Source organism: Ramlibacter agri (genome assembly GCF_012927085.1).
GTDB classification, from domain to species: Bacteria; Pseudomonadota; Gammaproteobacteria; order Burkholderiales; family Burkholderiaceae_C; genus Ramlibacter; species Ramlibacter agri.
Window position 1 is genome coordinate 1,823,756 of the sequence record NZ_JABBFX010000001.1, and the last position, 13,807, is coordinate 1,837,562.

The window sequence follows — 13,807 nt, forward strand, 5'->3', positions numbered from 1 at the left end:
ATGAACCATCCCCGTCCCAGTCCCGAAGTTGCAGCGGTGGCGGTCGCCACCCCGGACGACCTGCGGCAGCGCATCCGCCGCAAGAGCAAGTTGAAGGGCCGGCAGCCGGAAGAGGGTGCCGTGGAGGAAGTGCGCGCGCTGATCGGCCCGCCGCCCGCCGGCGGCCATCGGCGCGACCTGCTGATCGAACACCTGCATGCGCTGAACGACGCGTTCGGCGCCCTGCAGGAGCGCCAGCTCGTCGCCCTGGCCCGCGAGATGAACATCCCGATGGCCGAGGTGTACGAGGTGGCGACCTTCTACCACCACTTCGAAGTGGTGCGCGACGGCGCCGTGCCGGGCCTCACGGTGCGCGTGTGCGACAGCCTCGCCTGCGAACTGGCCGGCGCCGACCGGCTGCTGGAGCGCCTCCCCGCCATCCTGGGCGAAGGCGTGCGCGTGCAGCCCGCGCCCTGCATCGGGCGCTGCGAACAGGCGCCGGCGGTGGCCGTCGGCCAGTGCTCGGTGCCGCTGGCGACCGAGGACAAGGTCGTGGCCGCGGTGCGCTCCGTGGACCAGGTGGCGAAGGCTCCGCTGACGCCGGCGCCGTTCGCCCCGGCTTCGTATGCGGAGCGCTGCGTGTCGCCGCGCCCCGATGGCGTGCAGGTGCTGCCGGCCTACACCGGCTATGCGCAATACCGCGCCGGCGGCGGCTACGCGCTGGCCGCGGCGCTGGTGAACGGCGAGGCCGACGCCGAGACCCTCATCAAGGCCATGGAAGATTCCGGCCTGCGCGGCCTCGGCGGCGCGGGCTTCCCCGCCGGTCGCAAGTGGCGCATCGTGCGCGACCAGCCGGCGCCGCGCCTGATGGCCGTGAACATCGACGAGGGCGAGCCCGGCACCTTCAAGGACCGCACCTATCTCGAACGCGACCCGCACCGCTTCCTGGAAGGCCTGCTGGTGGCGGCGCAGGTGGTCGGCACCGAGGCCGTCTACATCTACCTGCGCGACGAATACCACGACTGCCGCAAGCTGCTGCGCGCGGAGCTGGACGCGCTGTATGCCGACCCGCCCTGCGCCTTGCCGAAGATCGAGCTGCGGCGCGGCGCCGGGGCCTACATCTGCGGTGAAGAGTCCGCGATGATCGAGAGCATCGAGGGCAAGCGAGGCGAACCGCGCATGCGGCCGCCCTACATCGCCCAGGTAGGCCTGTTCGGCCGGCCGACCCTGGAGCACAACTTCGAGACGCTGTACTGGGTGCGCGACATCGTGGAGCGCGGGCCGCAGTGGTTCGCGGGCTTCGGCCGCCACGGGCGCAAGGGCCTGCGCAGCTTCAGCGTCAGCGGCCGGGTCAAGTTCCCCGGCGTCAAGCTGGCGCCCGCCGGCATCACCGTGCGCGAGCTGATCGACGAGTACTGCGGCGGCATGCTGGACGGCCACGACTTCTACGCCTACCTGCCGGGTGGCGCGTCAGGAGGCATCCTGCCGGCCAGCCTGGGCGACGTGCCGCTGGATTTCGACACCCTGCAGCCGCATGGCTGCTTCATCGGCTCGGCGGCCGTGATGATCCTGGGCCACCAGGACCGCGCGCGCGACGCCGCGCTGAACGTCATGCGCTTCTTCGAGCACGAAAGCTGCGGCCAGTGCACGCCCTGCCGGGTGGGCACGGGCAAGGCGGCTGCGCTGATGGAAGCGCCGCGCTGGGACAACCAGACGCTGGAAGACCTGAGCGTCGTCATGGGCGACGCCTCCATCTGCGGCCTGGGCCAGGCCGCGCCGAACCCGATCCGCTGCGTCCAGAAGTACTTCCCGCATGAAATCTCCTGACCTGCCCCTCGTTTCCTTCACCCTCGACGGCCGCCCGGTGCAGGCCATCCAGGGCGAGACCATCCTGCAGGCGGCCGACCGCCTGGGCGTGGAGATCCCGCGCCTCTGCTACAAGGACGGCTACCGGGCCGACGGCAACTGCCGCGCCTGCGTCGTCGAACTGAAAGGCGAGCGAACCCTGGCGCCCAGCTGCTGCCGCGCGGTGACGCCCGGCATGGAAGTGCAGGCCACCAGCGAACGCGCCCGCAAGAGCCAGAAGATGGTGCTCGAGATGCTGCTGGCGGACATGCCGGAGCAGGGCTACAAGTGGAACGACGAGCCGCACACGCATGGCGACGGCGAACATGGCGAACTGAGCGCGTGGGCCGACCGCATGGCCGTCACGCCGCGTCCGGCACTGAAGGCGCTGCGTCGCGAACAGCCGCAGGCCGACATCAGCCATCCCGCGATGGCCGTCAACCTCGATGCCTGCATCCAGTGCACGCGCTGCGTGCGCGCCTGCCGCGAGGAGCAGGTCAATGACGTGATCGGCTACGCGCTGCGCGGCAGCGGCAGCAAGATCGTGTTCGACCTCGACGACCCCATGGGCGAGAGCACCTGCGTCGCCTGCGGCGAATGCGTGCAGGCCTGCCCCACCGGCGCGCTGATGCCCAAGACGCGCATCGGCACGCAGGTGGTGGACCGCAAGGTCGATTCGGTCTGCCCCTTCTGCGGCGTCGGCTGCCTGATCACGTACAACGTCAAGGACGAACAGATCGTCAGCGTCGACGGCCGCGACGGCCCGGCCAACCACAGCCGGCTGTGCGTGAAAGGCCGCTTCGGCTACGACTACGTGCACCACGACCAGCGCCTCACCAAGCCGCTGATCCGCAAGCCGGGCATCGCCAAGAACGACGAGGAAGCGCCGCAGCCTTCGCACTGGAGCGAAGTGTTCCGCGAAGCCACCTGGGAAGAAGCGCTGGACTTCACCGCCGGCAAGTTGAAGGGCCTGCGCGACCAGCATGGCCGCAAGTCGCTGGCCGGCTTCGGTTCCGCCAAGGGCAGCAACGAAGAGGCCTACCTGTTCCAGAAGCTGGTGCGCACCGGCTTCGGCAGCAACAACGTCGACCACTGCACGCGGCTTTGCCATGCGTCCAGCGTGGCGGCGCTGCTGGAAGGCGTGGGCTCGGGCGCGGTCAGCAACCAGGTCAACGACGTCGAGCACGCCGACCTGATCCTGGTGATCGGATCCAACCCGACGGCCAACCACCCGGTGGCCGCGACCTGGATGAAGAACGCGGCGAAGAAAGGCACGAAGATCGTGCTGGCCGACCCGCGCGTCACCGACATCGGCAAGCACGCCTGGCGCATCATGCAGTTCAAGCCGGACACCGACGTGGCCATGCTGAACGCGATGATCCACACGGTGATCGAGGAAGGCCTGGCCGACCTCGACTTCATCCGCAGCCGCGCCAGCAACTTCGAGGCGCTGAAGGAGAACGTGCGCGGCTACTCGCCCGAGGCGATGGAGCCGATCTGCGGCATCCCGGCGCAGACCATCCGCGAGGTGGCGCGCGCCTTCGCCAAGGCCAAGGGCGCGATGATCCTCTGGGGCATGGGCGTTAGCCAGCACGTGCACGGCACCGACAACGCGCGCTGCCTGATCGCGCTGTGCAGCGTCACCGGCCAGATCGGCAAGCCCGGTTCCGGCCTGCACCCGCTGCGCGGCCAGAACAACGTGCAGGGCGCGAGCGACGCGGGCCTGATCCCGATGATGTACCCGAACTACCAGCGCGTGGACAACGAGCAGGCGCGCGGCTGGTTCGAGAATTTCTGGGGCATGCAACTGGACGACCAGCCCGGCTACACGGTCGTCGAGATCATGCACAAGGCGCTGGCGCCGGACAGCGACCCGCACAAGATCCGCGGCATGTACATCATGGGCGAGAACCCGGCCATGAGCGACCCGGACCTGAACCACGCGCGCCATGCGCTGGCCAGCCTGGAGCACCTGGTGGTGCAGGACATCTTCATGACCGAGACGGCCTGGCTGGCGGACGTGGTGCTGCCGGCCTCGGCCTGGCCCGAGAAGACCGGCACCGTCAGCAACACCGACCGCATGGTGCAGCTGGGCCGCCGGGCGCTGACTCCGCCCGGTGACGCCAAGCCCGACCTCTGGATCATCCAGGAGATCGCGCGCCGCATCGGCCTGGACTGGAACTACGCGGGCGAGGAAAGCGGCGTGGCCGCCGTCTACGACGAGATGCGGCAGGCCATGCACGCCGCCATCGAAGGCATCACCTGGGAGCGGCTGGAGCGCGAATCCAGCGTCACGTATCCCTGCCTGTCCGAGAGCGACCCCGGCCAGCCGACGGTGTTCGTCGAGCGCTTCCCGACGGCCGACGGCCGCGTCAAGCTGGTGCCGGCCGACATCATCCCGGCCAACGAGCGGCCCGACGCCGAGTTCCCCTATGTGCTGATCACCGGCCGCCAGCTGGAACACTGGCACACGGGCAGCATGACGCGCCGTGCCACCGTGCTGGACGCCATCGAGCCGATGGCGACGGCGTCGATGAACGGTGCCGACATCGCGGCGATGGGCCTGGCGGCGGGCGACGTCATCACGGTGCAGTCGCGCCGCGGTGAAGTCGCCATCCACGTGCGGCGCGACGACGGCACGCCCAACGGCGCGGTGTTCATCCCCTTCGCCTACTACGAGGCGGCGGCGAACCTGATGACCAACGCGGCGCTGGACCCCTTCGGCAAGATCCCGGAGTTCAAGTACTGCGCCGTGCGCATCAAGCGCGGCGGCAAGCTGACGCCACCGGCGGGCTACGGGACCGGCACGGCCTGAAAGCGATACAGTGGGGCGCATGGAGCGCCCCGCCCTCGAAGTCGCCGTGGTCATGCGCAAGGTGCACAGCAACAACCGCTGGCAGCCCTGGCGCTGGGAGCTCGCGGACGTCGTGCCCCACGAGGAGGCCTTCGGCCGCGAGCCGCGGCTGCTGCTAGCTACCGAAAGCGAGCAGCGCTGGCTGCATCCCGCCTTCAAGGTCGAACTGTTCCGCGACGACCCCGAGGGCTACTACCTCAACTACACCGCCACGGCGCCCTGCTGGTTCGTGCTGTGGCGCATGGAGGAGGAGCCCAGCGTCGCCGCCGAGCCTATCGCCCGGCCAGCGATGGTGAGCCTGAGCTACCACGACGCCGGCCGCTGGCTCGACGCCCAGGAATTTTGCGAGCAGGTGCCGGCGCCGCAGGAGGTGGTCGATTGGATGCGTGCCTTCGCCGAAGCCCACTACGAGCCGGAACCGCGCAAGCGCAGGCGGCCGGAGAGCTTCCGCCGCCTGGAAGACCGCTTCGGCAATCCGGCGACGGTGAGCACGGGGAAGAAGTTCCATGAGTGACGACTTCCTGAACCGCTGGTCCCGGCGCAAGGAGGCGGTGCGCAAGGGCGAGGAGGTGGCGGAACCGACGCAGGAAGTGCCGGCGCCGGTCGCTGCCGCACCTGTGCCGGCTATCGAACCCGTACCACCACCCCCCACGCTCGAAGACACCCACTCCCTCACCCCCGAATCCGACTTCACCCGCTTCGTCCGCCCGGACGTCGCGCCGGAGGTGAGGAACGCGGCGCTGAAGAAGCTGTTTGCCGACCCGCATTTCAACGTGCAGGACGGCCTCGACGTCTATATCGGCGACTACAACAAGCCCGACCCGCTGCCGCCGGAAATGCTGAAGCAGCTGGCCGGAGCGCAGTTCCTGAAGTTGTTCGAGGAAGACAAGGAAAAGCCCGCACCCGGCGCGGACGAAGCCGTGGCACAGTCTGGCCTATGTAGTGACGTGCCTACGTCCGAAGCCGATGGCCACCCTGATCTGCGATTGCAACAAGACCATGCCCCTGGACCCGCAGGCCCTGGGCAAGGCACTGAATGAAAACCTGACACTGCACTCCACGCTGTGCCGCCGCGAGGCCGGCGCCTTCCAGCAGGCGGTGCGGGGCAGCGAGGACGTGGTGGTGGCGTGCACCCAGGAAAAGCGCCTGTTTGGCGAGCTTGGGCAGCAGACCGAGGGCGCCGTGGCCCCGATCCGCTTCGTCAATATCCGCGAGACGGGCGGCTGGAGCCGCGATGCGCGCGACGCCATGCCCAAGCTTGCCGCGCTGCTGGCGGCCGCGAAGCTGCCCGAGCCGGAGCCCGTTCCCACCGTCACCTACAAGAGCGCCGGCCGCCTGCTGGTGATCGGCCCGCTGGAACTGGCCGAGCGCTTTGCCGCGGTCGCCGGCGACGTGCTGGACGTGACGATCTTCTCGCGCGGCGGCAGCGGCGCGCAGGAGCGCCGCTTCCCCGTGATGGGCGGGCGCATCGAGCAGCTCGATGGCTGGCTGGGCGCCTTCCAGCTGCGCTGGTCGCAGGACAACCCGATCGATCTCGACCTCTGCACGCGCTGCAACGCCTGCGTGGCCGCCTGTCCGGAAGGCGCGATCGGCCTGGACTACCAGGTGAACCTGCAGGCCTGCAAGAGCCACCGCGCCTGCGTGAAGGCCTGCGACGTCGCCGGCGCCATCGACTTCACCCGCGCCCCGGTGGCGCACGAAGAGCAGTTCGACCTGGTGCTGGACCTGCGCCAGCAGCCGGCTTTCCTGCGCCACGCGCCGCCGCAAGGCTACTTCCACCTGCCGCCCGGCGAGGCCACCGGCGCCCAGGCGCTGGAGACGGTGGTGCGCCTGCGCGAACTGGTGGGCGAGTTCGAGAAGCCGAAGTTCTTTGCGTACAAGCAGAAGCTGTGCGCGCACAGCCGCAACGAGCAAGTGGGCTGCAACGCCTGCATCGACATCTGCTCCGCCGAAGCGATCACGAGCGACAAGTCGCGCCAGCAGGTCAAGGTCAACGCCAACCTGTGCGTGGGCTGCGGCGCCTGCACCACGGTCTGCCCCACCGGGGCCATGACTTACGCCTATCCGAAGCCTGGCGAGCAGGGGGCGCGGATCAAGACGCTGCTGGCCACCTACGAGCGCGCGGGCGGCCTGGCGCCGATCCTGCTGCTGCACTCGCAGGAGCGCGGCCAGGCCCAGGTGGAGGAGCTCGGGCGCGCGGCCCGCGTGGGCGCGGCCCAGGGCGTGCCGGCCAACGTGATCCCGCTGGCGCTGTGGCACGTGGCCAGCACCGGTATCGAGGTCTGGCTGGCCGCTGTGGCGCAGGGCGCGGCCCACGTTGCGGTGCTCGCTACGGGCGAGGAGGCGCCGCAGTACCTCGATGCGCTGCGCGCGCAGATGGACGTGGCGCAGGCCGTGCTGGCCGGCCTCGGCTACGCAGGCCTCCACTTCAGCCTGCTGCATGCGCGTGACGCGAATGAGCTCGACGCGGAGCTGCAGTTGCTTCGCCAGCGCCGCGGCGCGGTGCCGGCGGTGCGCGGCCGCTTCGCCGTGACCGCCGACAAGCGCGCGACCCTGGACCTCGCGCTGGACCACTTGGCGGAACAGGCGCTCGCTCGTCCCGATGCGATCGCGCTGCCCGCGGCTGCGCCCTTCGGCAACATCCTGGTCGACAAGGACAAGTGCACGCTGTGCCTCAGCTGCGTCGGCGCCTGCCCGGCCAGCGCCTTGCAGGACAACCCGCAGCAGCCGCAGCTGCGGCTGGTGGAAGGCAACTGCGTGCAGTGCGGGCTGTGCGCGACGACCTGTCCCGAGCAGGCCATCACGCTGCAGCCGCGCCTGCTGCTCACGCCCGAGCGCAAGCAGCCGCGCGTTCTGAACGAGGCCAAGCCCTATGGCTGCGTGCGTTGCGGCAAGCCTTTCGGCACGTTGAAGGCGGTGGAAGCCATGATGGCCAAGCTGGCCGGCCACGCCATGTTCCAGGGCGCGGCGCTCGAACGGCTGAAGATGTGCGGCGACTGTCGCGTGATCGACATCTATTCCGCGACGGACGAGTCGAAGATCACGGACCTATGAACGAACGCATCCAGGTCTCTTCCGGTTTGGACGAGGAGACGGCCCGGGCCGAGGTGTACGGCCTGCTTTCCCAGCTTTACTACGCGCCGCCGACCGGCGAACTGATGGCGGCCCTGCGCGTCGCCGTCACCGAAGCGCCGGCGCAGGGCGCCTTCCTGGAAGAACCCTGGCGCGAACTGGTCGGCGTGGCCCGTGCGGTGGCCGATGCCGAGGTGCGGGACGAATACGACGCGCTGTTCGGCGGCGTCGGCAAGCCGGAGGTCTACCTGTTCGGCTCGCACTACCTGAGTGGATTCCTCAACGAGAAGCCGCTCGCGCGGCTGCGCGACACGCTGGCCGAACTCGGGCTCACGCGCGACGACACCATGCCGGAGACCGAGGACCACATCGCCTACCTGTGCGAGGTGATGCGCTACCTGATCGCCGGCGACGACGCGGGGGTCGCCAACTTGAGCCGGCAGCGCGAGTTCTTCATCGCGCAACTGCAGCCCTGGGCCAGCGATTTGTGCGACGCAATATCCGCCCATCCGCGGGCCCGCTTCTACGCGGTGCTCGCCGACTTCACGCGCGCCTTCTTCAGCGTCGAGGCCCAGGGCTTCGACATGCTCGCGTAGCCGCGAGCTCGGGCGTCTCAATTTGAGACGCGATGCTGTCGCCTCGCTGACCCCCGCGTTTTCCCTGAGGCCTCACGGGCCTCCTTCCGCAACCCGCGCATTGCGGCAGGGTGTATGGTCGTCTAGAGTATGAATGGTTGTGCATAAGTGCTCCAGGAGATGACCATGTCCGAAAGCCAGGCCAAGCCCCGCCGCCGGGGCTTCATGCTGGGAGCGGCTGTTGCAGGCGCCGCCACTGCAGCGGTGGTCACGCTGCCCCAGACCCAAGCTGTTCCCCAAGCCACCGACGACAAGGCTCCGCCCCCGCCCGCCAACGGCGGCGGCTACCGCGTGAGCGAGCACGTCAAGCGCTACTACAAGTCCACCCGCATCTGACCTCCGGGGAGAGATCCATGTTGCTCACGAAGAAGACGGGGGATGCCCAGGCGCAGGCGCGCTCACCCTTCGTACACAGCTTGCAGCGGGGCCTGGCGACCGCGATTCCGACGATGGACCGGCGGGCCTTCCTGCGCCGCTCGGGCCTCGGCGTCGGGGTCGGCATCGCCGCCACCCAGCTGGCGCTGGTGAAGAAGGCGCAGGCCAAGGACGACAACGGGCCGGCCGTCGGCGAGGGCCGCGTCGAGGTCAAGCGCACCGTGTGCTCGCACTGCTCGGTGGGCTGCGCGATCGACGCGGTGGTCGAGAACGGCGTGTGGGTGCGGCAGGAGCCGGTGTTCGATTCGCCGATCAACCTGGGCGCGCACTGTGCCAAGGGCGCGGCGATCCGCGAGCACGGCCACGGCGAGTTCCGCCTGCGCTATCCGATGAAGCTGGTGAACGGCAAGTACCAGCGCATCTCCTGGGACCAGGCGCTCGACGAGATCAGCGCCAAGGTGCTGGAACTGCGCAAGGCGAGCGGCCCCGAGGCCCTGTACTGGATCGGTTCGTCGAAGCACTCGAACGAGCAGTCCTACCTGATGCGCAAGTTCGTCAGCCTCTGGGGCAGCAACAACTGCGACCACCAGGCGCGCATCTGCCACTCCACCACCGTCGCCGGCGTGGCGAACACGTGGGGCTATGGCGCCATGACCAACTCGTACAACGACCTGCAGAACAGCAAGTGCGCTTTGTACATCGGCTCGAACGCCGCCGAGGCCCACCCGGTGAGCATGCTGCACATGCTGCATGCCAAGGAGAACGGCACGAAGCTGATCGTCTGCGACCCGCGCTTCACCCGCACCGCGGCCAAGGCCGACGAGTACGTGCGCATCCGCTCCGGCAGCGACATCCCCTTCCTGTTCGGCGTGCTGTACCACGTGTTCAAGAACGGGTGGGAGGACAAGAAGTACATCAACGACCGTGTCTACGGCATGGACAAGGTGCGCGACGACGTGCTGGCCAAGTGGACGCCCGACAAGGTGCAGGACGCCTGCGGCGTGCCCGAAGCGCAGGTGCTGAAGGTCGCGACGATGATGGCGCAGAACCGGCCGTCCACTATCGTCTGGTGCATGGGCCAGACGCAGCACTCGATCGGCAACGCCATCGTGCGTGCCTCGTGCATCCTGCAGCTGGCGCTGGGCAACATCGGCGTGTCCGGCGGCGGCGCCAACATCTTCCGCGGCCACGACAACGTGCAGGGCGCCACCGACGTCGGCCCCAACCCCGACTCGCTGCCCGGCTACTACGGCATCGTCGAAGGCTCGTGGAAGCACTACGCCAAGGTCTGGGGCGTCGACTACGACTGGATCAAGGGCCGCTTCGCCGACGTCGGCATGATGAGCAAGCCCGGCATCACGGTGTCGCGCTGGATCGACGGCGTGCTGGAGAAGAACGAAGTCATCGACCAGGGTCCCAACCTGCGCGGCGTCTTCTACTGGGGCCACGCGCCCAACTCGCAGACCCGCGGGCTGGAGATGAAGCGCGCGATGGACAAGCTGGACCTGCTGGTGGTGGTGGACCCGTACCCGTCGGCCACCGCGGCGATGGCGGCGATGCCCGGCAAGCCCGAGGACCTCAACCCCAATCGCGCGGTGTACCTGCTGCCGGCCGCCTCGCAGTTCGAGACCAGCGGCTCGGTGACGGCGTCCAACCGCTCGGTGCAGTGGCGCGAGAAGGTGATCGAGCCGCTGTGGGAAAGCCGCAGCGACCACATGATCATGTACCAGCTGGCCGACAAGCTGGGCTTCGGCAAGGAGCTGGTCAAGACCTACAAGATGCAGAAGGTCAAGGGCATGGACGAGCCCATGCCCGAAGAGATCCTGCGCGAGATCAACAAGTCCAACTGGTCGATCGGCTACACGGGCCAGAGCCCCGAGCGCCTGAAGGCGCACATGAAGCTGATGGCGAACTTCGACGTGAAGACGCTCAAGGCCAAGGGCAGCGCGAAGGACCCGGCGACCGGCTACGACATCCAGGGTGATTACTTCGGCCTGCCCTGGCCCTGCTACGGCACGCCGGAACTCAAGCACCCCGGCTCGCCCAACCTTTACGACACCAGCAAGAACGTCATGGACGGCGGCGGCTGCTTCCGCGCCAACTTCGGCGTCGAGAAGGACGGCGTCAACCTGCTGGCCGAAGACGGCTCCTTCCCGGTGGGCAGCGACATCCACATCGGCTACCCCGAGATCGACCACATCTTCATGAAGAAGCTGGGCTGGTGGGGCGAGCTGACGCCGGAAGAACAAGCTGCGGCCGAAGGCAAGAACTGGAAGACCGACCTTTCCGGCGGCATGATCCGCGTGGCCATGAAGAACCACGGCGTGCACCCTTTCGGCAACGCGAAGGCGCGCGCGGTGGTGTGGAACTTCCCGGACCCGATCCCGCAGCACCGCGAGCCGATCTACAGCACGCGGCCCGACCTGGTGGCCAAGTACCCGTCGCACGAGGACAAGAAGGCCTTCTGGCGGCTGCCCACGCTGTTCAAGTCGCTGCAGCAGCAGAACGTCGAGAACAAGCTGCCCGAGAAATTCCCGCTGATCCTGAGCTCCGGGCGCCTGACCGAATACGAAGGCGGCGGCGAGGAGACGCGCTCCAACCCCTGGCTGGCGGAACTGCAGCAGGAAGCCTTCGTCGAGATCAACCCGCAGGCGGCGGCGGCGCGCAACATCCGCAACGGCGACCGCGTGTGGCTGAAGTCGCCCACGGGCGCGCAGCTGAACGTGATGGCGCTGGTGACGGACCGCGTCGGGCCCGACACGGTGTGGATGCCCTTCCACTTCTCGGGACGCTGGCAGGGCGCGGACCTGCTGTCCTACTACCCGAGCGGCGCGGCGCCCATCGTGCGCGGCGAAGCGGTCAACACGGGCACCACGTACGGCTACGACAGCGTGACGATGATGCAGGAAACGAAGACCACCATCTGTCAGGTCGAGCGGGCTTGAGGAGGCACACATGGCACGAATGAAATTCATCTGTGACTCCGAGCGTTGCATCGAGTGCAACAGCTGCGTCACGGCCTGCAAGAACGAACACGAGGTGCCCTGGGGCGTGAACCGCCGCCGCGTGGTCACCCTCAACGACGGCGTGCCGGGCGAGCGCTCGATCTCGGTGGCCTGCATGCACTGCTCTGACGCGCCCTGCATGGCGGTGTGCCCGGTCAATTGCTTCTACCGCAGCGAAGAAGGCGTCGTGCTGCACGACAAGGACGTCTGCATCGGCTGCGGCTACTGCAGCTATGCCTGCCCCTTCGGCGCGCCGCAGTTCCCGGCGGCCGGCACCTTCGGCGTGCGCGGCAAGATGGACAAGTGCACCTTCTGCGCCGGCGGCCCCGAGGCCAACGGCTCGCAGGCCGAGTTCGAGAAGTACGGCCGCAACCGCCTGGCCGAAGGCAAGCTGCCGCTGTGCGCCGAGATGTGTTCCACCAAGGCGCTGGTCGCCGGCGACGGCGACGTCATCGCCGACATCTTCCGCAACCGCGTGTTGAAGCGCGGCAAGGGCGCGGAAGTGTGGGGCTGGGGCACCGCCTACGGTTCCAAGCAGGCTGGCCAGCCGGGAGGGCAGAAGTCATGAGGCGCGCTTTCATCCTGGCCGCCGGCGCGCTGCTGCTGGCGGGCTGCGCCGAGAAGGAGCAGACGGCCAGCGGCATCAAGTCGGACCAGCAGCCCTTTGCCGGCACCAACCACGCCGTCTTCATGGCGCCGTCCTGGAAGCCGGGGGACCGCACCAGCTGGGAGTCGCAACTGAAGAACCGCACGGTCCAGGGGCAGAACGACTATGTCAAGGTACCTTGAAGCCCTGGCCGCCGCGGCGCTGGTGCTGGCGCTGGCAGGTGGGGCGCATGCGCAGTCGGAGTCTTCCAGCCCGGGGGGCGGCGGTTCGACGACGACCACGCCGTCCAAGCCGGTGACGCAGGAAGACCTGCCGCCACCCGCGCCCGGAACGGGCGGCATCCAGGGCCAGAACATCTTCGACGTGAAGCCGGAAGTGAAGCGCGATGCTTCCAGCGACCCCGGCTACATGCAGCAGAACAACGGCCAGCGCAACGCCGTGCAGCCGCACAACAACGCGCCGATGTGGCGCGGCGTGCAGGCCGGGCACGAGGGCTACACCAGCCTGCCGAAGAGCGAGGCGCCGGAAGCCGGCATCCTGATCCAGGGCCCGGTGAAGTACCCCGGCTCGTACTACACGACCGCCGGCCAGGCCTGGCGCGAGGTGCGCAACAAGTACATCGTGCCCTACGGCGCGGCGCTGCTGGGCATCGTGGTGCTGGCGCTGGCCATCTTCTATTTCACCAAGGGCCCGGTCGGCGAGAGCGGGCCCGACAGCCCGGGCCGCAAGATCGAACGCTTCACGCCTTTCGAGCGCGCCGCGCACTGGTCCAACGCCATCGCGTTCTGCTGCCTCGCGATCTCCGGCATTGTCATGGCCTGGGGCAAGTTCTTCCTGCAGCCCGTCATCGGCCTCACGCTGTTCGGGTATCTCACGTACGTGCTGAAGAACCTGCACAACTTCATGGGACCGTTGTTCGTGGTGTCGCTGGTGATCATCTTCATCACCTTCGTGCGGGACAACTTCCCGCAGAAGGGCGACCTGCGCTGGGTCTTCACGCTGGGCGGCGCCATCGGCAAGAAGGACGCGCCCTCGCACCGCTTCAACGCGGGCGAGAAGGGCGTGTTCTGGATCGGCGTGTTCGCGCTGGGCATCATCGTCGTCGCCTCCGGCCTGGTGATGGACCGGCTGGTGCCCAACGTCGACTACGTGCGCGGCACGATGCAGGTGACGCACATGGTGCACGCGACGGCAGCGACCTTGATGATCGCGGTCTTCCTCGGCCACATCTACATGGGCACCGTTGGCATGCGCGGCGCCTACACCGCCATGCGCCGGGGCTACGTCACCGAATCCTGGGCGCGGGAGCACCACGCCTACTGGCTCGAGGACATCGAGTCCGGCAAGGTGCAGGCCCAGCGCAGCCATCCGCCGGGCACGCCGCCGGAAGCTGTGCCGCCGCGCACCGTGCATCCCGCCTGAGCCAGGAGAACGA

The 13,807-nt window shown here is 68.5% G+C and carries 11 protein-coding genes; all 11 read left to right on the forward strand.

The genetic code is table 11. The annotated features are described in order from the left end of the window. The 11 genes from HHL11_RS08815 (at position 1) to HHL11_RS08865 (ending at position 13,794) form a co-directional block, all read left to right on the forward strand. On the forward strand, positions 1-1,806 hold the full coding sequence (locus HHL11_RS08815; protein WP_169418028.1) for an NADH-ubiquinone oxidoreductase-F iron-sulfur binding region domain-containing protein: 1,806 nt from the start codon (positions 1-3) through the stop codon (positions 1,804-1,806). Further along, complete coding sequence (gene fdhF / locus HHL11_RS08820) at positions 1,793-4,639, forward strand: formate dehydrogenase subunit alpha (protein ID WP_169418029.1); 2,847 nt, start codon at positions 1,793-1,795, stop codon at positions 4,637-4,639. The genes HHL11_RS08815 and fdhF overlap by 14 nt, the downstream gene beginning before the upstream one ends. A 19-nt stretch (positions 4,640-4,658) precedes the next feature. After that, positions 4,659-5,192, forward strand: a complete 534-nt coding sequence (locus tag HHL11_RS08825) for a DUF3305 domain-containing protein (RefSeq protein ID WP_169418030.1) — start codon at positions 4,659-4,661, stop codon at positions 5,190-5,192. Next, positions 5,185-5,718, forward strand: a complete 534-nt coding sequence (locus HHL11_RS08830; RefSeq protein ID WP_169418031.1) for a DUF3306 domain-containing protein — start codon at positions 5,185-5,187, stop codon at positions 5,716-5,718. Before HHL11_RS08825 ends, HHL11_RS08830 begins: the two co-directional genes overlap by 8 nt. Next, a complete protein-coding gene (locus HHL11_RS08835) occupies positions 5,645-7,732 on the forward strand; it encodes a 4Fe-4S dicluster domain-containing protein (RefSeq protein WP_240980032.1) in 2,088 nt (695 codons plus the stop codon). The genes HHL11_RS08830 and HHL11_RS08835 overlap by 74 nt, the downstream gene beginning before the upstream one ends. Then, positions 7,729-8,346, forward strand: a complete 618-nt coding sequence (locus tag HHL11_RS08840; RefSeq protein WP_169418032.1) for a TorD/DmsD family molecular chaperone — start codon at positions 7,729-7,731, stop codon at positions 8,344-8,346. Before HHL11_RS08835 ends, HHL11_RS08840 begins: the two co-directional genes overlap by 4 nt. Before the next feature lie 165 nt (positions 8,347-8,511). Further along, complete coding sequence (locus HHL11_RS08845; protein WP_169418033.1) at positions 8,512-8,721, forward strand: formate dehydrogenase; 210 nt, start codon at positions 8,512-8,514, stop codon at positions 8,719-8,721. A gap of 17 nt (positions 8,722-8,738) precedes the next feature. Then, positions 8,739-11,705, forward strand: coding sequence for a formate dehydrogenase subunit alpha (locus tag HHL11_RS08850; protein WP_169418034.1), 2,967 nt, complete (start codon positions 8,739-8,741; stop codon positions 11,703-11,705). Positions 11,706-11,715: 10 nt separating this feature from the next. Then, positions 11,716-12,333: a formate dehydrogenase FDH3 subunit beta gene (gene fdh3B, locus HHL11_RS08855; protein ID WP_169418035.1), complete on the forward strand. Its 618-nt coding sequence runs from the start codon at positions 11,716-11,718 to the stop codon at positions 12,331-12,333. Beyond that, positions 12,330-12,554, forward strand: a complete 225-nt coding sequence (locus HHL11_RS08860) for a hypothetical protein (RefSeq protein WP_169418036.1) — start codon at positions 12,330-12,332, stop codon at positions 12,552-12,554. The genes fdh3B and HHL11_RS08860 overlap by 4 nt, the downstream gene beginning before the upstream one ends. Continuing rightward, a complete protein-coding gene (locus HHL11_RS08865; RefSeq protein ID WP_169418037.1) occupies positions 12,538-13,794 on the forward strand; it encodes a formate dehydrogenase subunit gamma in 1,257 nt (418 codons plus the stop codon). The genes HHL11_RS08860 and HHL11_RS08865 overlap by 17 nt, the downstream gene beginning before the upstream one ends. Positions 13,795-13,807: the final 13 nt, after the last annotated feature.

Bases quoted from the DNA above. Each gene is read 5' to 3' on its own strand.
- HHL11_RS08815 (WP_169418028.1), top strand. From the start codon at position 1: ATGAACCATCCCCGTCCCAGTCCCGAAGTTGCAGCGGTGGCGGTCGCC.
- fdhF (WP_169418029.1), top strand. From the start codon at position 1,793: ATGAAATCTCCTGACCTGCCCCTCGTTTCCTTCACCCTCGACGGCCGC.
- HHL11_RS08825 (WP_169418030.1), top strand. From the start codon at position 4,659: ATGGAGCGCCCCGCCCTCGAAGTCGCCGTGGTCATGCGCAAGGTGCAC.
- HHL11_RS08830 (WP_169418031.1), top strand. From the start codon at position 5,185: ATGAGTGACGACTTCCTGAACCGCTGGTCCCGGCGCAAGGAGGCGGTG.
- HHL11_RS08835 (WP_240980032.1), top strand. From the start codon at position 5,645: ATGGCCACCCTGATCTGCGATTGCAACAAGACCATGCCCCTGGACCCG.
- HHL11_RS08840 (WP_169418032.1), top strand. From the start codon at position 7,729: ATGAACGAACGCATCCAGGTCTCTTCCGGTTTGGACGAGGAGACGGCC.
- HHL11_RS08845 (WP_169418033.1), top strand. From the start codon at position 8,512: ATGTCCGAAAGCCAGGCCAAGCCCCGCCGCCGGGGCTTCATGCTGGGA.
- HHL11_RS08850 (WP_169418034.1), top strand. From the start codon at position 8,739: ATGTTGCTCACGAAGAAGACGGGGGATGCCCAGGCGCAGGCGCGCTCA.
- fdh3B (WP_169418035.1), top strand. From the start codon at position 11,716: ATGGCACGAATGAAATTCATCTGTGACTCCGAGCGTTGCATCGAGTGC.
- HHL11_RS08860 (WP_169418036.1), top strand. From the start codon at position 12,330: ATGAGGCGCGCTTTCATCCTGGCCGCCGGCGCGCTGCTGCTGGCGGGC.
- HHL11_RS08865 (WP_169418037.1), top strand. From the start codon at position 12,538: ATGTCAAGGTACCTTGAAGCCCTGGCCGCCGCGGCGCTGGTGCTGGCG.